This is a genomic window from Collinsella sp. OM07-12 (genome assembly GCF_003438275.1).
Taxonomy (GTDB): Bacteria; Actinomycetota; Coriobacteriia; order Coriobacteriales; family Coriobacteriaceae; genus Collinsella.
Genome location: NZ_QSTQ01000015.1, coordinates 1 through 18,359, shown reverse-complemented (window position 1 = coordinate 18,359; position 18,359 = coordinate 1). Strand labels below are relative to the sequence as shown.

Genomic DNA, 18,359 nt, shown 5'->3' with positions numbered 1-18,359 from the left:
TGCCGCCGAAGAGCGCGCCGAGGACGAAGTCCAACGCGATCATGCTAGTACGGGTTGCCGTCGGTGACGCAGACCTGGAGTCGGTCTAGCGGCTCGCCGTAGAAACCGGCGTAGTCGTCGCCGCCGTACGTGGAGCCGTCGTCGCACACGGTATCGAGCCATCCGGCGCGTGCGGTGGTCTGCGAGCGGTACCATGCCTGCTTGTACTCCTCGCCGCCCGGGGTCACGTAGTACATGCGCACGCCGTCGATGGTATGGCCGGCGATACCGGCGCAGCCGTTCACGGTGTCGTTTCGGTCGCCCTTGGCGACCCAGTCTAGCCAGCCGTCCTCGATGGTATGCACCTGGTACTTCAGCGTGCCGCGGTCGACGCGTGCGCACAGCAGGTCGTGCTGTCGGCACGGATACCCTGCAAAGCCGTTGTCCCCGGCGCCGAAGTCGGTCACCTCGTCCAGCCAGCCGCCGCCCTTGAGGTGGAGGGAGTAGTGGACGGGGATACGCTTGCCGGATGCCTTTGAGAAGCCGCCGGATACCGCCTGGGCGGGCTTTGCCGCGGCAGGCTTAGCGGCGGTGGAGGGGGCGGGCGCCTTGCCGCCCTTCATCGCGTCGTACCACGCTTGGGCGCGCTGCATGTAATGGTCGCGCTGGGAGCCCGCAAGCTCGCCGGGGCAAGCCGTGGCGCTCCAATAGCGGTGCGGAAACACGTTTTTGCACCACTCGGGGCGACCGAGGCCGTAGTACAGGCACAGCGCCGCCACGAGATGCGCGCCGCTCTCGATTGCGGCCTCGTGCACGGTCCACGGGCCGCGGGCGTTGTTGGCGTGCTCGATGCTGATGGTCGTGTCGTTGCCGCGTCCGGTGCCGATTCCGTCGCCGCAGGCGTAGGCGCGGTCGGTGTCGTTGACGTGCTGCACGATGTAGCCGTTGCGATCGACGGAATAGTGCGCCGAGCAGCCGTTACCCTTCCAGATGCCGTTGCACTGCTCGCCGGTGAGGTCGCCCGCCATGTGGTGGATGGTCACGCCCCTGATGCCGAACGGACGGCCAACCGAGAAGTTGCAGCCGAGCAGCATATACTTGTCCGGCTGAACGTTTGCGAAATCTGCCATTAGTCCTCCTTGATATCGCCGAGCGCCAGAAGCGCATCGAGCCATTTGTCCGTGATGCCGACTGATTTGAAAGCCGCATAGGCCACCTGCACGCCGCCGACGGCGGCGAAGATGGACGTAACCCATGCCGAGGGTTCGCTCGGGACGCCGCCCGACATGGCCGTGAGGGCGCCGCATCCTGCCGAGACGGCTATGGCCGTCCAGCGGGCGACATTGCCCGTCATCGCCTTCGTCTTGATGGCCTGCACGATGTACGGCACGACCAGCACCGTGGCGACCGTGAGGCCCGCTTGGATCTCATTCATTCGATTGCTCCTATCTGCCGGATTCCTTGCTGTAGATCAGGTCGACGCGGTCGCAGATGTGGTCGACCTTCTCGGCCATTCCCTGGCTGCGCGCTTGGCTGTTGGCCAAGTCGTTGTGCAGGACCTCGTTGGACGCCACGACCGACTCCATGAGGGTCTTCATGCCCTCCATGAGCGCGTTGCTCCGTTCCATCTGGGCGGCGATGCGCCCCTCCATCTGGGACCGTTCGCGGTCGCGATGCGCCCTCTCGTCCACCTCGGCCTGCTTTCGCTCCTCGCGCTTCAGGTCGAGCTCGCCCTTCCGCTGGTTTTGCCGTTTGTACTCCTCGAGGAACTGGCGCCCAAAATAAAAGGCGATGAGCGCCAGGAGCACGCCGCCGAGCCAGCCAGGTCCGTAAGGCGCAAAGAGCTTGAGCACTTCCATCCCGAGCGCCCTCCTTCCGCCTATTCGGCCGTGTACTCCTCGCCGGTGATCTCCTTGTACTCGTCGGCGGTGATCCACTTGCACTCGACGGCCTTGTGTACTCGCGCCTTGCTCCAAAGAGGTCGGTCGTAGTACTTCTTGACGAGCGCGAAGTGCTTGGAATGCTCGTCAGTTTTCTTCGTAGGCATTACTGGTCACCTCCGACCGTCATGAGCAGGTAGTCGATGTTCGCGGTGTTCTGTTCGGTCTGCGTCGGCTTCGACGCCTGCTCGCGCATCTGGCCGTGCAGCGCCGGCACGTCGGGCGTCTCGCCTCTGTCGTAGGCGGCGAGCGCCGCCGTATAGGCCATCTTCTTGGCCTTCTGCTCGATGTACGAGTCGTCGTCGATGACGCCCGCCTCATGGGCCGCGTCGGGGTCGCCGAGCTGCGAGAGCAGGTTTCGCAGCGCGTTCACCTCGGCCTGCGTGCCGTCGTCCACGATGTCGGGACGCTCCTCATTAGTGTCCATTCGGACTCCTTTCTGTTAGTGGGTGTAGTTGATGTACGGGCATCGTATCGGTGGCGTGAGACTGGCCGGCACCGACGACTAGCTCGACGAACAGCCGGTCGAAGTCGCGCACGACCCGGTGCACGTTCATACGGAACCTCGGCCTGCCATCGCCCCGCTTCCGCTCGAGAGACCCGCGGAACGACATGTAGGAGACGTACGCCTGCTCGAGCGTCATGCTTCCCTCGGCGACCATGCGTGCATGTATGCGCATCTTCCGGCGCTCACGCGCGAGGGACTTGGGTATCGGCGTCACGACGATCCTGCCCGACTCGGTGAAGCGGAACCGCTTCTTGAGGAACGTGAACCCGCGCGTAAGCTTCACCACCCTTGTCTTCCTCTCGTTGATGGTGATGCCGAGCGATGAGCACAGTGCGCGGGCGGCGTCGAGGAACCGCCAGAGGGTCTCCTTGTCGAGCGCTATGAAGTAGGAGTCGTCCATGTATCGGCCCGACGCCTCGATTCCGCGCCAGCGCTCGCCGAGATGGTCGAGCGGGGACGGTATGGCGACGGCCAGCGCCTGGTTCGGCTCGCTGCCGAGACCGAGCCCGATCCTTCCGTTCGCCTCTATCTGCAGGCGCATGAACTCGACGGCCGCGGGGTCTGCGAGCGTCCGCCTCACGAGGTCGAGCGCCGTTCCGTGGTCGATTGTCCCGAAGTAGTCGGAGAAGTCCATGAGCAGGACGTAGCCCTCCGCGCCGTGCCTGCGGTAATGCTCGGCGAGCTGCCCCTTCAGGCGCATGAGGGCGTAGTCCGTGCCCCTGCCGCGCATGTTGGCCGCGCATCCCGGCGTGAGCGTCGGCCACACCGCCGGGGCCATGACGGCCCTCGTGACCGCCTTCTGTATCACGCGCTCGGAGAACCGCGGCGCGGCTATCGCCCTGTCCTTCCCGCGCTCGATGACGTGGAACCGGACGAAGCCCTTGCGGATGTCGTTGCCCGCCAGGAGGTCCCGGCGTGCGTAGAGCGAGTTGCGCAGGGAGTGGATCATGTATCGCTGGACGCTCGCCTTCCAGCGGACGCCCTTGGCGGCGTCGCGTGCCGCCTCGTGGATGTTGTCGATGCGGGCGGCATTGGAGATGGTGAGGGCCGCGCAGCGCTTCGCCCTGTTCGCGGCCCTCTTCGCATCGCGCCTGGCTCTCCTTGCCTTTCGGCGCTCATCGCTATTCATGATGGCATCCCGCACGGCCTTCGCCTATGGGCGCCGGCGTTCCCAGGCCGCTTAGGGAGGAGCAATGAAACCGCGTCGAGCGCCGAAGCTCGCGGCCATGCAAGGAGCGGACTGCCCTCCCAGCGGGATGCGTCTTTACGGGCGCATGCCCGAACGTCGGCCCTTCCTTCCTCATGTGCTCGGAGCCCCACGCACCGGCGGGGCTGTCTGGCGAGTATGAGCAATCCCACGCGCGGGCGAATCCAGTCGTTCGTGGCATCGTTGTAGTTGGCGTTGCCGTTGTTGTTGACGTAGCAGACGTGCGCAGACGAGCCACCCCTGACGGAACGGAGCCACCAGTTGTAGCGGTTAACAAGGGACGACGTCCTGCCATTCTACCGCGCCCCGATCAGCTTGACGCCCTTGCGTGCGCCCTTGAGCAGCTTTATCTCGGAGTCGACGAGCCCCGCCATGCGCTCGAAGGCCCCGGCGTGCTGCGCATCTCCCTTTCTGCGGTACACCTCGAGGTACGCCTGCGCGTCCTGGTACAGCTGCTCGCAGTCGGCGACGGCCAGTGTGAGGTAGCGCTTGCGTGCCGCGACGTTCTCGGCGGTGTTCGGGTAGAACGCCTCGGACTTGACGATGTTGTAGACGACGCTGCGGGCCGTCTCGGCCATCGGGACGGCGAACGTGAAGCGCTGCGATTTCGGGATGGCGCTCGACGTGACGACGCCCAGCACCTCCACGCGCAGCTCGATGGCCGTGTTGTAGAACTCGCGCTCGCTCAGGTTTCTAAGCCTCTCGGGTACTCCGCTCAAGGCGATGCTCCTTTCTCGTGACATGAAAAGGCGCACGCGCGAGGCGTGCGCCCGATGGGTGTCCTGTACGGTCCGCTTCGCTACCCTAGGAGGAAGCCCACGCGCGGGCGAATCCAGCCGTTCGCGGCATCGGTGTAGCAGGCGCCGCCGCCGCTGTTGACGTAGCAGACGTGCGCAGACGAGCCACCCCCGACGGACCGGAGCCACCAGGGGCAGCGGGTGCCGTTGAGTCGGTGCGCCGTGTCGCGGAACAGGTCGAACTGGCAGTCGAAGCCGACGGAGAATCCGGGCGTGCCCCAGACCGGGCAGCCGTAGACCTCCATCTCGGAGAGCGACCAGATCTTGCCGATGTCCTGCCAGCTCCAGTTGTTGGAGTCGGTGAGCGCACCGGAGGCGCTGTAGCGCTCCTCGAGCAGCACGCGCTGCGTGAGGATGTACTTGGTCAGGCCCTCGGGCAGGCACGCCTCGAATGCCGTCTCCCAGCCCTTGAGCTGCGAGCACAGGTACGGGTTCTTGATGTCTGCCGTGCCCTGGTTGGTGTTCGTCTCGTTCCACGGGATGTACGAGGAGTTGGCGACACCGTCGTAGGACGAGCTGACCGCTATGGGCGCGGAGGCCACGAACGCGATGTGGTGCCCCTTGCCGCGGTCGTCGCACCACAGGTACGGGTCGATGTGCGCGATGATGAATCGCACGGACTGCTGGCCCGCCACGCCGGACGCGGAGACGAGCGGAACGTCGAGGTAGTCGCCCACGCGCAGGCCCGCGAAGTTGTTCGCCACGATGCGCTTGTGCAGCGCGTCGTAGACCGTGCCGCCGCCGATCTCGCCGGCGAGTAGCGTCGCGATGCTCTGCCCGCCGTACTTGCCGATGAGTAGCTGCCGGTTGAACTCGGTGCCGTTTAGCGCGAGCTGCGCGTTCGATCTCGCCGTCTCGTCGATGACGTTGAGTGACTGGCCGCCGACGACCAGTGTCTTTGCATTTGCCATTTATCCTCCTTATGCGAGGGTTACCGTGCTGCCCGAGACAGAGCACGTGTTCCCGAACGTCACCGTGTCACCGGACACCGACGCCTTGGATGTCGGGCAGTAGACGGTCCCGTCCATGTAGATGAATTTTCCCGTCGCGTCCGCGAGCATCGTGGCTAGCTGGCCGTTCTGCCGGCGCAGCTCGGCGACATCGGACTCTCCGGCAGCGCCCTGCGCCACCGAGTTCGCGATCTGGAGCGCCTGGTTCGCGGCGGCCTCGGCGCGAGACGCCGCGCCGTCGGCCGCGGCGGCCGCATTGCTCGCCAGCGTCGTCGATGCGCTGGCCGTCTGATTCGCGGAGTTCGCCTTCTGGACTGCTGCCTCGGCACTTTTGGTGGCAGTCGAGCACTTTGCCGCGGCCGTCCTCGCCGCCCCGGCGGCGGCGTTGGCGTCATTTGCCTGGGTCTCTGCGGTGCCCGCGGCGCTGATCGCCAGAGACGCGGCGCTCTCGGCCCTATTTCGCGCCGCCTCGACTTCGTCGTAGTTTGCCGGGCGGAACAGGTAGGTGGTGATGCTACCGTCGCTCTCCGTCACGTCGAGGCCGTCGATATAGCCGTCGTCCCCCACCCTCACGTCGTAGACGGCGGAGCCGTCGCCTTCGTTGGCCATGCGGTTTCCCTTCCGCGGGCCTGCGCCCGCACGATAATCAAGCGATGATCCCGATCGCCGTCCAGAGCGGCGGCGACCCGATGAGGACGACCCTCTGCCCGACCTTGGCAGCCGAGCAGGACGTCGTCATGCAGATGCCGGCGACAACCGAGCCCCCGATGCGCACGTCGACGGTCCTGGAGTCCGCCGCGACGACGGTGCCGTAGGCGATCGAGACGCCGGGCGCCGAAGGGCCGGCGACGATATCGGCAAGGTCCGCGGCCAGGGACGGCATGGCGCTCACGAGGCATCACCCCCTCATGTACATGCGGAGCTCGATCCTCATGGGGCATCCCATCGAGAGCTCGAGGTCCATCTTCCGGATGCAGGCGCGGGCGAGCTCGATCCCGACAGACGGCAGCCTGATGGCGCACGCCGAGTAGACGTCCGCCGACGGGTTGTAGATCGCCGTGATGATCGGACGGCGGATGACCGAGCACTCGGTGGCGAGCAGGCTCGCCGCCTTCTCGTTCGCAGCCTCGACCGCGAACTGCGTTGCCACAACGCCCTCCTCGACCTTGACCTGCGCTACGTCGATGTACGATCCGGTCGGCGCGCTAGCGGCAAGGTAGATGTAGCCCGCGCTGTATTCCTCGGACTTGGCCGGGGTGGCCGTGAGCGACAGCCTCGTCCAGCCTGGCCCGATGGCGACCGTCGCGGTCTCTCCCCCGTCGTCCTCGCGCCAGATTGGCTGGACCCTCACCTGCACCCTCTGCGACGCGTAGAGGTAAACGGACTCGGTGTACGGCTGGCCCTTCTTGAGGAATATCTTGTCCTGGGCGATGCCGATCTCGCCGGAGCCCGACCCCTTCGTGATGCGGATCGCCTGGCTGATGCCGCCGATCGGACACCCGGAAACGCCGACGGTCTCGATGGTCCCCCCGCCGCCGCTGCACCTGAAGGTCGCGCTGTCGTGGGTGCCGTCTCCGGCGAGCGGGTAGAAGCCGCCGGCGATGACGCTCTCCCCTGACGGGAGGTCGCTGTACTGGTACCGCTTCACGATGCGGCGGCCCGTGGAGACGGTCGACCACTCGCTCTGCGGGCTGTCGTCCGAGGCCGTTCCCCTGACGCTCTCGCCCTGGGTAGCGAAGTCGACGTGCACCACGTTCACCGCGTCGAAGTCGTCCTGCTCGTCGGTGAGGTCGGGAAGCACCCGGCAGTCCTCGCCCTCTGAGAAGGTGTGGTCGATCGGCCTCGCCGCCGGTTCCAGGTAACGCCTGAACAGCACGCGCCCGTAGGCGTCGGTCGACGCGCTCCTGAATCCTGCAGCGGAGAGCAGCCTATTGACCGCGCCCAGCTTGTTGTCCGGCGTGTCCGCCGTGGCGGCGATCCCGAAGACCCATGCCGTCGACAGCGTGTAGTCGCTCGGCTCCGCGACCACCTCGAGCCCGCACCCCTCCGCGATCGCCTTGGCCGCGGAGACCGCGTTTGCGCCGGCCGGCACGGTGTACGGCTCGTCGAAGTCGTCCTTCGCGAGGTCGTGGAGTCTGCCGTAGAGCGTCGCGATGCCGGTCGCCACCTCGCCGCTCACCGTGCGGGACGGCGTCGAGCACTCGAAGGTCCCCAGGCACACGGTGCGCGACGCGCCCGAGATCGGGTCCTCCGCGTCGAGGTAGATGCGCACGAAGTCGTTGCCCATGTCGAGTCTGCCGACGTAGTCCAGCGATGCGGACTCATAGGTGTCCGTGTCCTGGTTGCGGCTGATGCTCCCGCCGGTGAAGCACTCGATGGCGCCGGTCTCCAGGCCGGTCGACCGCGAAACGCGGGCGTACCGGTAGGAGGTCCTGAACGACGCGAGCCAGATATCATCCGAAACCGTTGGGCTCCCTCCATCGCTCCCTCTTCGTCGATACGGACACCCTGTAGTCCTCAGGCGCGCACCTGGTGAGCGTCCCCGTGACGGCGGCGAAGCCGCGGTCGCCCAGATGGGGTCGCACCCAGGCGCTTCCGTAGCGGCCGAACAGGCCGCGGACGCGCAGGTAGTCGTCCTCCTCGATCGTGAACTCCATCGACTCCTTCATCGAGAGGTTGCCGCTCTCGAACCCCATGGGCAGGCCGCCGCCGACGAAGTGGAACTGGTCGCGCTCGCGCTCGGGGCTCGCCGAGTACTGCGGCGGGCCGCCCATGTTCCTGTCGCCCACGACGACCTCGGAGGCGTCCGGCCCGAAGTTGAGGGCGAACCCGTCGCACGGGCACACGGTCCCCACCTCGGTCGTCGAGGTGGTTCCGGAGGCCGCGTAGCCGCGCGCGACGTAGGAGAACCCGACGTTGAGCGGCGGCAGGCGGTCGATGACGCTCTGCCCGGACTTGAGGCCGCTCGAGAGCAGGAGCCTCGAGCCGTCCGCGAGCACGCGCTCGATATCGAACGAGGCGCACGGCGGGAGGCTGTGGACGGTTGCGCGCGTCCCCTTTATGGACATGCCGCCCCTGATGCGGATGTTGCCCTCGGGCGTCATGGCCATGGGGCCGCGCAGCTTGTGGTCCCTGACGGAGAACTCCGAGATGCCGTCGCGCACCGTGACGACGGCTGCGAGCGCGTCGCTGTAGGAGACGTTGACGATGGGCGTGGCGGGCACGAGCCAGTCGGTCGAGAACGAGCGGGTGACGGTCGTGGACAGGCTCGAGCCGCCGCGGACGGTGAGCTCGAGGACGTACGCGGACCTGTTCTCCAGGCCGGAGGCGATCTCGTGCGACCGCGCGCCCGCGGCGACCGATGTGTCGATGACCGCGGAGCCGCCGCGCAGCAGCCTCAGGCGCTGGTAGGTGATGCCGGTCTCGTCGACAGCGGTCCAGGCGGCGCGCAGCGGGAGCTCGACGACGGCCTCGCCGTCCTCCGCGGGGGTCGTGAAGAACGCCTGCGGCGGGTCGGCGACCCTGAACACCGCGTACTCCGACCACGCTCCCCATGAGGGGTCGGCGCCCTTGGTGCGGACGCGTAGCCGGTAGGTGCCCTTCGCGGACAGGCTCAGGGATGTCGTCGACGCGGGCCCGGTGATGTGGTGCGGGACGGTCTTGCCATCGGGCCCGACCAGCTCAATCTGCGCCGCCGTCTGGGCTGTCCCGTCGGGGTGGTTCCGCGTCCAGCCGATGGTCGCCGTCGACCCAGTCGGGTAGGCGGGGTCGACCCCGGAGACGGCGGGCGCGTACGGCGGGCAGATCGTCGCCACTGCGTTGGATGCCGTCCACGCGGAGAAGACGGTGTCCCCCGCGCCCGCCACGGGCTCCTCGCGGTAGGTGCGGACCTCGTAGACGACCTTCTCTCCCGCCACGGCAGACGGGTCGGTCATGGTCCAGACGCCCGGCTCCTGTCTGTCGGCGGTAAGGGCGCGGGGCTTGTAGGTCCTGCCGCCGTCGGAGGTCGCGCGGACATCGAAGCCGCTAATCCAGAACGGGATATCGGGACCCCTGACGACCAGCGAGACCTCGCCGTCGCCGGAGCGCGATAGCGAGACCGATGCCGGTGGGGAGGGCGTCTTGTAGACGCGCACGGAGCTCGTTCTCTCCGACGTGCCGCCTCGCCAGCGCGCCCTTACGTCGTAGTCGTAGTAATTGTTTGCCGATGTCGACGTGTCGCGCCAGTTGGAGATCGTGACGCTGTTGTAGGGGTTCTCGGTGTCGCCGCCGTTGGTATGGCGGTAGACGTTGATGCCGTCGTAGTACTTCCTAGCATCGTCGTCCGGGTGGTTGACCCACTCGAGCTCGGTTGTCCCGTCGGTCGAGCGCGTGACCCTGAGGTCGGTCGGGGCCGCGGGCTCGTATGCCGGGACCTTGCCGATCCTGGCGCCCTCGCCGCAGGAGGTCGTCGCGCCGACCCCGCCGTAGCCGTTGACTGCCACGGACTCGGTGTACGCCTCGACCCAGACGTCGTAGTCGTTGTCCTTGCGCTCCGCGTCGGTGTACCCACTGACGGTGACGGCGCGCTTCCAGGAGGAGGTCGTGTAACCGTCGCCGCTCGCCCGCCAGACGCCGCCGACTTTGACGTGGAGGCGCACGCCGTAGTAGTACCAGTTGCCGAAGTCGACAGCGGCGCTCCAGTGGATTCGCGCGGTCGAGTCGCTGATGTTCTCGACCCAGGTCGACAGGGAGACCCCGTAGTACTTGACGTTATTTCGCTTTGTCTCCGCGTATGCCATGCCCTACCCCCTTCCGGTCCTGACGGTCCTCTTGAGCTCAGCGACCAGCGCCTTGAGCGCCTCCGCGACCCTCTCGTCGACTTCGAGGGCGGACCCGTCGAGGTAGATGTTGTAGACGTCGCCGCGCTGGCCGCCGATCCGCGCCATCTGCTCGGCGATGGTCGCCGCGAACGGCTCCGAGTACTTTCGGTTGGTGAGCGGGACGATGGCCTCGGCACCGTCCTCGCCCACCCAGTCGAGCGGATAGCCGGTGACCGGCGCGTCGACGATGGCGCCGTGCGCGTGCATGCGGATGCCGCCGTCGGCATGGCGTATGCCGCCGGCGGCCTTCTCGTTGCGCGTCCTGTTGACGGTCAGGTAGGTCGTGGTGATCGTCGCCGACCTGGAGTGGAACGGCTCGTTCATCACGGCGTGCATGGCGGACTGGCACCTTGGGAGCGTCGAGTAGCTCGCCTTGGCGGTCATCTCCTTGCTCTTGAGCTTGGTGCCGTTGAGCTTGTCCACGGCCGTCTGGGCCTTGTCGACTTCCTTCTTGTCGACCTTTGCCTTGCCGTTCTTGGACTGGAGAGCCGTGCCGTTCCAGGTCACGAGGTTGCCCTGGGCGTCGCGCAGGTCGCCGACGCTCACGTCGACGGTACCGTTCTTGTCCATCAGCTGCGCGCCGTTCCAGGTGTACACGTTTCCCTGGGCATCCATCAGCTGGGTCTGGTCGACGGTAACGTTGCCGTTCTTGTCGACGATCGGCTGCGCGTTGTAGTTCTGGACGGCCCACACCATCTGGTCGATGTTGCCGTTGAAGTTGTGCGCGAGCGCGGCGAGGTTGGCCGAACCGATGCTGTTGAGTGTCTCGGTAGAGACCCCGGCGGCGGCGCACGCGTCCGAGAACGCGCCGAAGTCGATGTTCTCCTTCGAGAACGCCTTCTTGAGCTTGCCGCCCATGTCCTCGAGCGCGGCCTGGATCTCGCTAGCCGCCCGGACGGTCGAGGCGGCGCCCTCGTCCATCGAGACGCCCCAGGCGTCGAGGTCGGAGACGATGGACCGCGCCGTGCCGTCGTAGTCCTGCGCCAGCCTGGCGAGCTGCTCGTCGCTGAGGCCCGCCAGCTGCTCGGTGTTGACGCCGAGCTGCGACAGCGACCCCGAGACTGAGGTGAGCGTCTGTCCGTTCGCCGAGAGCTGGGCCTGGAAGAGCGTGAGCTGCGCCTGGGCGAAGTGCTCGAACGTGCTGCCGGCCTCCTGCGTGGTCTGGGCGGCGTCGCCGAGCTTGCCGTTGAGCACGTCGATGCTCTCGGAGGCGGAGTCGAACTGGTCCTTAGCCTCGTGGTACTCCCTACCGACCTTCTCGGTGCAGGCTATCGCGTCCAGCTCGCCCTTGGAGAGCTCCGGGTAGGTCTTCGCGAGCTCCTTCAGGCGGTCCTGGTAGGGCTTCGTCTTGGAGGCGAGCGTGTCGGCGGCCTCGGACTGGGCCTGGTACGCCTCGGTGAGGTTCGCCGTGAGGGCGCTCACCTCGGCCTCCTTCTTCTTGGAGGCGATGAGCTCGTCGATGGACCGCTTGAGGTTCTTGACGTTGCCGTCCGCGTCGACGTACTGCCCGTTCGCCACGTCCTGCGCCGAGATGTTGAGCCCGAGCTGGTCGTTGAGCAGCTGCAGCGCCCACGTGAGCCTGCCCTGGGCGTCGGTGGACAGGTCGGTCTTGCCGGCATAGTTGTCGATGATCTGCTGCGCGGTGTTGAGCTGCGCGATCTGCGACTCGGCGGCCCTCGTGTTCTCGTTCATGGCGTCGACGTGCTTGCCGATCGACTCGGCGAGCTCGTCGACGGACATGGCGGAGAAGCTGGACTTCTTGCCTACATTCTCGACCCTGCCGGCGTAGGACTCGAGCGCCACGGTGTTTGAGGCCGCGTCGACCAGGCCGGTCGTGGCCTTGTTGAGCGCGTCCGTGCGGGCCTGCCACTCGACCTGCTTCTCGATGAGTATGCCGATGCCGGCGGCCGCGACGGTGCAGCCGATCGCGACCGGGTTGAAGCCGATGCCCACCGCCTCGAGCGACTCGGCGAACGTTCCGGCGCCCCCGCGGGCGAGTTTGAACGCCTCGGTGGCCTTGCCCACGCCGCTCGCGACGCCGGAGAGGACGGGCACCGCCTTCTGCCACGCCGCGATGCCCGCAGCCCCCGAGATTATCTCGGGGGCCAGGCTCTTGAACCCGCCGTAGAGCTGCTTGAGCATCGGCATCGACGCCGAGACCCCGCCGTTGACGACCTTGAAGAAGCCGCTCACGGCGCCCTTCGCGTCGTCGAGCACCCCGGCGATGTTGTTTCTGCCGATCGCCTCGAACGTCCCGGTGACGCCCTTGGTCACGGAGTTCGACATGTTCTGGATGCTCGTCTGGACGCCGCCGGCCGCGGTCTCGGCCTGGTCCTTGAAGGACGCGAAGCTCGCGCCGCCCTGCGTATCGAGCTCGACCATCTTGTCCATGAGCTGGTCGAGCGTGATGGTCGGGTCCTTGCCCCCGCCACCGAGCGCTGCGTACAGGTCGTTGGCGTTTGCCGTGGGGCCGAGCATGGATTTCGCCAGCTGGTCCATCTGGCCAGGCGCGGCCGTCGTAAGCGAGCGCCAGTCCTCCATCTCGGGCTTGCCCTTGGAGAGGATCTGGCGGAACTGCTCCATCGCCGCCGCGCACAGCTGGGTCGAGCTGCCCGAGGCGATGAGCATGTCGTTGAGCGCGAGTCCGACGTCGGTGGCCTTGTCGAGGTCGCCGACCGTGGCGGTGATGCCCTGGACGACCGAGACCATGTCGTCGAGCCTGGTGGGCAGGGTCGACAGGCGGTCGGACATCTTGCCGATAGACGCGTTGGCGGAATCGGCGGAGTACCCGAGGGACCGCATGACCTTCGGGTAGTTGTTGAGTGTGTCGAAGCGGCTGATCGCCGACCCGACATGGGACGAGATGGAGTCCATGGCCTTCGACGTGAGCGTCGAGAAGGCGCCTATCATCGCGCCGGAGCCGGCCAGCCCCTTCCCGAACCCGGAGCCCGTGCTCTTGCCGAGGCTGGAGCCGGACTTGCTCGCCTGCCCCTCGCACTTGCCGAGCGCGGACTCGACCGACTTGGTAAGGTTGTCGAACCTGGGGACGATCAGCAGGTCCGCGCGTCCGATCTCAGCCATCCGTCACCTCCACCCACTCGGTGTTCTCGATGCGGGCACGAACCGACGCCGCGCGCTCTACCGCGGCGCCGGCGGCGGCCACGTCCCGCGGGCGGGGCACCCTCGGGGCTTCCGATGCCTTGCCGCCGCACAGCGCGGTCGCCGCCGCGTAGACGCTGTCCACGACGTCCGCCGCCAGGTGCTGCTCCTGGGTCCAGCTGCGCTCCGGGTGGAGGGCCGCCACGGTGAGCGACCCATCCGGCAGCGTCCTCACGAGGTCGTACGCCTCGGCGGCGCCGACCTCGTCGTAGCAGCAGCCGTAGAAGACCCTGAAGTCGTGCCTGAGCAGGGGCAGGTGGCGTTCCTCAAGGTCGGCGAGCTCTAGAAGTTTTTTAGTTCGGCCGAGTAGAGCAGCTTGTTGTAGGCGTAGCCCAGCGCATCGTCGTCCTGCGTGCCGTCGTCCTCGGTCACGGCCTCCATGAGGCTCGCGTACTGCTCGTCGCCGAGGAGGAAGCGGAACGCCCCGTCGAGCTCCTCGGTCGTGCGGTCCTCCTTGTTCATGGCGTCGATGAAGCGGCGGTCGTGCGCTCGCTTGACGGGGATGCTCATGGCGATGCCGAGAACGGTCAGCTCGGCGCAGCGTCCTCGCTTCTGCTCGATGAGCTTCGCCTTGTCGGCCGCCGTCTGCGCGGCGGCGGTCGTGAAGCCGAGGACCTTGGCGTATGCCTCGAGCTCGCCCTCGTCCATCATTGCCAGGTAGTCCTTGTTCATCTTTCCTCCCAGATAAAGGGCCGCCCCGGCAGAACCGGGGCGGCGTTTTCGTTATGGCCCTGTCTACGCGGCGGGCTTAGCGCGGTAGATGTCGAACAGCGGCTTGTCCGCGGTCTTGATGACCGTGAAGGTGAAGCCGTACTGGACCAGTCCGCCGGGCTTGTGCTCGACGTCGTCGTAGGAGTCGATGGAGACGCGCGGGATGACGGTGCGGCGGAGGTTGCCAGTGTCCTCGAGCTCGTCGATGACGAGCGGGACGCGCACGTCGGAGTTGGCGACGGCCTTGATGTGGCTGAACGTTCCGTCCTCGTTCGTCTCGACGTTGTCGGCGCCGTAGCGCAGCTTGGCGACGGAGGAGCGGACGGACTCGATGAAGACCATCTTGTACTGGTGCTTCTCCTCGGAGACCTTGGTGAGCACGATGGACTGGTGCCAGCCCTTGAACTCGTTGACCGTCACGCCCTTGGAGGCCGTGAAGCCGTCGAGCGACAGGTCGCCCAGCGACACGAGGTCGGTGAGCGTGGAGATCTTGGTCGTGGCGTCGGCCGGGAGCGTCGGCTTGGCCTTGAAGCTCGTGTACACGCAGCCGCCCTCGACGGGTGAGCCGGTGGTTACGAGCGAGGGGTCGATATCGGCCGCGGGGGTCGCTTCCTCTGACGCGAGGGCAATCTTGGCCTCTTCGTTGTTGGATGCCATTTATCCTTCTTTCGGTTGGTATGTCTTCAGTCGGTACAGCGCGTACCAGCGCGGGGACCGGGCGAGGTAGTCGTAGTCGGTCCGCATCTCGAGCTCCTCGCAGGCGCAGAAGCCCCGCGCGAACGGCAGGTGCGACATCGCGTCGCCCACGAGCTCGGCGAGCTCCTCGGCCCTGGCCTCTGTCGGGGCCCACATGATGACCTCGACCTGCGGCGAGTCCACGAGCGCGTCCTGCCGCGCGCCCCCGCACCGGCGGACCACCACGACGGTCCCCGGCCGTTCCCCGGGCAGGCCGACCTGAACGGGCACGCCGCCCAGGGCGGACTCGAGGATCGCCCTGAGCTCGCCCATCACGTTGAGTCTCGGCACGTTTCCTCCTTAGAGCAGGTGGTCGAGCGTGTGGTTGCGGTTCTGGTCGAAGGCGCCTGCCGGGGTCGCGGCGCGTACGACGCCGAAGGTGTCGCAGGAGCCCGACTTGACGACGCCCACGTAGGGGGCGCTGTCGAATGTCCCCGGGTATTTCTTCTCGAGGGACCTGCGGTAGCCTGACGGCACGTGGTGTGATGCGGCCTCGGCGTTGGCCCTCGCCGCGAGACGGGCTGTCTCGATCGCCACCCAGGCGCGGACGCCCGCGCCCTTCGTGACGGCGATGACGCCCGCGTCGCTGTGGACGAAGCGCCCGAACTTGATCTTGTCAGCCATGGACCCTCCCCGCCGTCGCCGTCATGTTCCACGCCGTGGGGCAGGGGTTCGCGATGTCGGGGGAACCGACGACCAGCAGCGCGGTGTCGGGGTCGGCTGGCATGCCGCGCCCCGTCAGGGCAATGCGGCAGCGCGCCAGCGGCGGCCCCGCGTACGTCTTGGGGAACGCGATTGAGTAGCTCGCCTCGATGCCGTCAGGCCGGACGGCATCCCCCACATCAGAGCCCGCCAGGGGCCGCACGAGGCACCCCGTGACGACGGTGGCCTCCCACTCGACGACAGGCTCGCCCATGGCGTCCCTGTCCGTCTCCGTGCTCGACAGCACCGTCACCTCCTCGCCCATCACGGCCTGCCCCCGTAGCTCGGGCACACGGTGCCGATGCGCTGGCCGCGCCCGAGCAGCCTCTTGAGCGCGGCGAGCGTCGAGCGGTCGAAGTAGGCCGTGCCGCTCGGGTTCTGGAACGTGAAGCTCCCCTGGAACCCGTTGGCCGTGAAGCTCGACTGCGAGACGCCGGTGAGGTCCTCCACGCCCATGGGCGCGCAGGCCGGCTGCACGAGCTTCTTGCGGGCCGCGTCGGTCACGAGATCCCGCGCCAGCGCCGCCGCGTCCCCCGCCAGGGTGCGCGCCCGGCCGATGCCGAGCGTCGCGCGGAGCTTCGCGCTCTGCCGCGACAGCTCGGCGGCGACGCGCTCGTCGGGGGTCGCCGCGTCGCCTGTGTCGATGCGGTACTCGTCGACCGTCGCGAACGAGTATTCTTCCACGGTGGCCTCCTTACTTGGCGGAGATGGTTCCCTTCACGATGTAGTCCTGCACCTCGGGGAAGAACGTCGCGCCGGCGAGCACGTTGGTCTCGACGGACACGTGGTCGTACGCCGGGGTATGCGCGACGCCGATCAGGCCGGAGTCGGAGACCGTGTACGTGAGGCCCGAGGTCGCGAGCTCGCCGAAGTCGACGCCGAAGATGCGGATGTTGTCGGCGGGGGTGGCGATCATGGTTCCCTTGGCGACCTGGTTGGTCAGGAAGACGCCCGAGAGGCCCAGGAAGTTCTCGAGGTAGGTGAGGCCGAACAGGTTCTGGTCGGTGATGGTGGCGGCGCCGAGGTAGTCGGCGGCGTCGTCTCGGTTGATGAAGTGGACGATGCGCTCGGCGGCGTCGCCGTTGGTCTCGAGGGTGTTGCCGAGCTTGGCGTCGACGGCCGCGGCGCATGCCTGCAGGCCCTTGCCGGTCGCCGCGCCCGTTCCCTTGAGCAGGAAGGAGAAGAACTGCGAGACGATGCTGCGGCGCACGAGCGAGGCCATGTGCTTGTCGGTCTTGAGCACGGCGTTGACGTAGCCGGACTGCTGGATCGCCTTGTGCGTGGTCATGCGGCGGTACGGGAAGGCCTCGGCCTCGCCCACGGGCTCGTAGGTGGCGGTGAACTTGGACAGCGCGACCTCGTCGCCCTCGACGTAGGACGTGCCGGAGCTGGAACCAAGCTGGACGGCGGCGTCGCCGGTGGCGGACTCCTTGGAGCCGTCGGTCTTGGAGTTGTTGAGCTCGCCGGTCACCTTGAGCATCTTGAGCGTGGTGCCGGCGGCGATGGTCTCAGCACCGAAGATGCCGAGGACCTCGAGCAGGCGGTCGAGGTCGCCCTCGAAGTTGCGGATGAACTCCTGGTCCATCGAGGCGTTGATGGCCTCGGAGTCGGAGATGTTTGCGGGTACGGGCATGCTTGCCCCTTTCTTACTTGTAGAGGTCCATGTGCGCGGCGCGGGCCATGATGCGCTTGGCGGGGTCCTTGATGGACTCGATGGACTCCCTGTTCACTTTCTTTCCTCCGCCGGATCCGCCCTTGTCGAGCGGGTAGCCCGGCTGGCGCGACTCGGCGAAGTCGGCGACGGCCTTTGCCGATGCCGTCATAGACTCCTCGTCGTCGCCGTGGATGAGCGCGGCCGGCACGCCGGTGGCCTGCGACACGCGGGCCAGGGTGCGCTCGCGCTCGCGCTCGGCCTCGGACGCGGCGAGGCGTCCCTTCAGGTCGTTGAGCTCGTCGTTGAGGGACTCGACGGTGGGCGCCTGCGCGCCCTGGGCGTCCCACAGGTCGGCCTTGCCCTTGTTCTCCTTGGCCCGGGCCTCCCACTTGCGGGACTCCTTCTTGAATCGCTCGGCCTCGGCCTTCCAGTCGATCGCGGGCGGCTCCTGCGGTGCGCCGGGCTCTTGGCCGGCGCCGGGTTCCGCCGGCGCGGCGGGCTGCGGGGACTCGACGGGATCGGTCACGGTGTTGGCTTGCTGTTGGGTCGGCATCTTGCACTCCTTCCGCCCCGTGCGGGGCCCGCCTCGCGCCCCGTGCGGTGGCGCTGGCGGTGTTTGGGCATGGAAAAGGCCGCCTCCCGTGCGGGCTGCGGCCTCATGTTTCTGCCGGCGCGTTGCGTGTCTTCGCCGGCGACGCTTGATGGCGCGTCGCGCCCGCCCTCCCACGGGGCGTCCTCACTTGGCCGAGAGCCTCTTGCTCACGCTCGCCGCGGTCTGCGCGAGCGACTTGGCGTAAGGGCTCCCGGGCTTGAAGCCCATGGCCAGCCCCGCCCTGTTCGCGGTGGCCATGCGGGCCTTGAGGTCGTCCGGGGACGATGCCCCCTCCATGTACCTCTGGATGTCGCCGATGCTCCCGAACCTCTTCCCGTCCACGAACGCGGCGACTACCTTGCCGCCCCTGCGGTGGCCGCGGGACCCCGAGCGCCTGGACCCCCATTCGGGGTGCTTCGCGCGGTACTCGTCGTAGAGCGCCGCCGGGTCGTAGCCGTCGAGCGCGGGGCTGCCGGAGAAGTCGACGACCGGTATGCACCTGCAGCTCGGGTGGCGCTCGGCGCCGGCGGTCGCCGAGCTCTTGAAGACGAAGCCGCGCGAGC

General features: G+C 67.4%; 23 protein-coding genes and 1 pseudogene. All 24 read right to left on the bottom strand.

The annotated features are described in order from the left end of the window. Positions 1-44: 44 nt before the first annotated feature. On the bottom strand, positions 45-1,109 hold the full coding sequence (locus tag DXB98_RS06690; RefSeq protein WP_158553164.1) for a peptidoglycan recognition family protein: 1,065 nt from the start codon (positions 1,107-1,109) through the stop codon (positions 45-47). Continuing rightward, positions 1,109-1,414 (bottom strand): hypothetical protein, encoded by a 306-nt coding sequence (locus DXB98_RS10190; RefSeq protein ID WP_158553163.1) that lies wholly within the window; start codon positions 1,412-1,414, stop codon positions 1,109-1,111. The genes DXB98_RS06690 and DXB98_RS10190 overlap by 1 nt, the downstream gene beginning before the upstream one ends. Positions 1,415-1,424: 10 nt before the next feature. Beyond that, complete coding sequence (locus tag DXB98_RS06685; RefSeq protein WP_117743574.1) at positions 1,425-1,838, bottom strand: hypothetical protein; 414 nt, start codon at positions 1,836-1,838, stop codon at positions 1,425-1,427. A 20-nt stretch (positions 1,839-1,858) separates the two neighbouring features. Beyond that, positions 1,859-2,026, bottom strand: a complete 168-nt coding sequence (locus DXB98_RS06680) for an XkdX family protein (RefSeq protein ID WP_117743573.1) — start codon at positions 2,024-2,026, stop codon at positions 1,859-1,861. Then, positions 2,026-2,346 (bottom strand): hypothetical protein, encoded by a 321-nt coding sequence (locus DXB98_RS06675; protein ID WP_117743572.1) that lies wholly within the window; start codon positions 2,344-2,346, stop codon positions 2,026-2,028. The genes DXB98_RS06680 and DXB98_RS06675 overlap by 1 nt, the downstream gene beginning before the upstream one ends. Further along, entirely contained in the window at positions 2,336-3,556 is a 1,221-nt protein-coding gene (locus tag DXB98_RS06670; protein WP_199407139.1) for an RNA-directed DNA polymerase, read from the bottom strand. The genes DXB98_RS06675 and DXB98_RS06670 overlap by 11 nt, the downstream gene beginning before the upstream one ends. After that, positions 3,553-3,894 (bottom strand): annotated as a pseudogene (locus DXB98_RS10595) (DUF6273 domain-containing protein); the annotation flags it as partial. The gene DXB98_RS06670 and the pseudogene DXB98_RS10595, both read right to left, overlap by 4 nt. A gap of 36 nt (positions 3,895-3,930) precedes the next feature. Continuing rightward, on the bottom strand, positions 3,931-4,353 hold the full coding sequence (locus DXB98_RS06665; RefSeq protein ID WP_117743571.1) for a hypothetical protein: 423 nt from the start codon (positions 4,351-4,353) through the stop codon (positions 3,931-3,933). 80 nt (positions 4,354-4,433) lie between these two features. After that, complete coding sequence (locus DXB98_RS06660; RefSeq protein ID WP_117743570.1) at positions 4,434-5,342, bottom strand: DUF6273 domain-containing protein; 909 nt, start codon at positions 5,340-5,342, stop codon at positions 4,434-4,436. A gap of 9 nt (positions 5,343-5,351) precedes the next feature. Continuing rightward, the gene (locus DXB98_RS06655) at positions 5,352-5,990 is read right to left on the bottom strand and encodes a hypothetical protein (protein ID WP_117743569.1); all 639 of its coding nucleotides are present in this window, start codon (positions 5,988-5,990) and stop codon (positions 5,352-5,354) included. A gap of 37 nt (positions 5,991-6,027) precedes the next feature. Beyond that, entirely contained in the window at positions 6,028-6,273 is a 246-nt protein-coding gene (locus tag DXB98_RS06650; protein ID WP_117743568.1) for a hypothetical protein, read from the bottom strand. 6 nt (positions 6,274-6,279) lie between these two features. Then, positions 6,280-7,668: a hypothetical protein gene (locus tag DXB98_RS06645; protein WP_117743567.1), complete on the bottom strand. Its 1,389-nt coding sequence runs from the start codon at positions 7,666-7,668 to the stop codon at positions 6,280-6,282. A gap of 166 nt (positions 7,669-7,834) precedes the next feature. Next, positions 7,835-10,162 (bottom strand): fibronectin type III domain-containing protein, encoded by a 2,328-nt coding sequence (locus tag DXB98_RS06640; protein ID WP_117743566.1) that lies wholly within the window; start codon positions 10,160-10,162, stop codon positions 7,835-7,837. A 3-nt stretch (positions 10,163-10,165) separates the two neighbouring features. Then, positions 10,166-13,324 (bottom strand): tape measure protein, encoded by a 3,159-nt coding sequence (locus DXB98_RS06635; protein WP_117743565.1) that lies wholly within the window; start codon positions 13,322-13,324, stop codon positions 10,166-10,168. Further along, positions 13,317-13,577 carry a hypothetical protein gene (locus DXB98_RS06630; RefSeq protein WP_117743564.1) on the bottom strand — a complete coding sequence of 87 codons (261 nt, stop codon included), beginning with the start codon at positions 13,575-13,577 and terminating at the stop codon, positions 13,317-13,319. Before DXB98_RS06630 ends, DXB98_RS06635 begins: the two co-directional genes overlap by 8 nt. Positions 13,578-13,684: 107 nt before the next feature. Then, positions 13,685-14,074 (bottom strand): hypothetical protein, encoded by a 390-nt coding sequence (locus tag DXB98_RS06625; protein ID WP_117563918.1) that lies wholly within the window; start codon positions 14,072-14,074, stop codon positions 13,685-13,687. 63 nt (positions 14,075-14,137) lie between these two features. Further along, positions 14,138-14,770 (bottom strand): hypothetical protein, encoded by a 633-nt coding sequence (locus DXB98_RS06620; RefSeq protein WP_117743563.1) that lies wholly within the window; start codon positions 14,768-14,770, stop codon positions 14,138-14,140. Beyond that, positions 14,771-15,139, bottom strand: coding sequence for a hypothetical protein (locus DXB98_RS06615; protein WP_117743562.1), 369 nt, complete (start codon positions 15,137-15,139; stop codon positions 14,771-14,773). It lies immediately after the preceding gene. Between the two features lie 9 nt (positions 15,140-15,148). Beyond that, positions 15,149-15,472, bottom strand: a complete 324-nt coding sequence (locus tag DXB98_RS06610) for a hypothetical protein (protein WP_117743561.1) — start codon at positions 15,470-15,472, stop codon at positions 15,149-15,151. Beyond that, on the bottom strand, positions 15,465-15,815 hold the full coding sequence (locus DXB98_RS06605; RefSeq protein WP_117743560.1) for a hypothetical protein: 351 nt from the start codon (positions 15,813-15,815) through the stop codon (positions 15,465-15,467). The genes DXB98_RS06610 and DXB98_RS06605 overlap by 8 nt, the downstream gene beginning before the upstream one ends. Next, positions 15,815-16,234 (bottom strand): hypothetical protein, encoded by a 420-nt coding sequence (locus tag DXB98_RS06600; protein WP_117743559.1) that lies wholly within the window; start codon positions 16,232-16,234, stop codon positions 15,815-15,817. The genes DXB98_RS06605 and DXB98_RS06600 overlap by 1 nt, the downstream gene beginning before the upstream one ends. A 10-nt stretch (positions 16,235-16,244) precedes the next feature. After that, the gene (locus DXB98_RS06595) at positions 16,245-17,183 is read right to left on the bottom strand and encodes a hypothetical protein (RefSeq protein WP_117743558.1); all 939 of its coding nucleotides are present in this window, start codon (positions 17,181-17,183) and stop codon (positions 16,245-16,247) included. A gap of 13 nt (positions 17,184-17,196) precedes the next feature. Next, positions 17,197-17,757, bottom strand: coding sequence for a hypothetical protein (locus tag DXB98_RS06590; RefSeq protein ID WP_117743557.1), 561 nt, complete (start codon positions 17,755-17,757; stop codon positions 17,197-17,199). A gap of 183 nt (positions 17,758-17,940) precedes the next feature. Further along, on the bottom strand, positions 17,941-18,359 hold a 419-nt coding region (locus tag DXB98_RS10185), incomplete at its 5' end, for a hypothetical protein (RefSeq protein ID WP_158553162.1).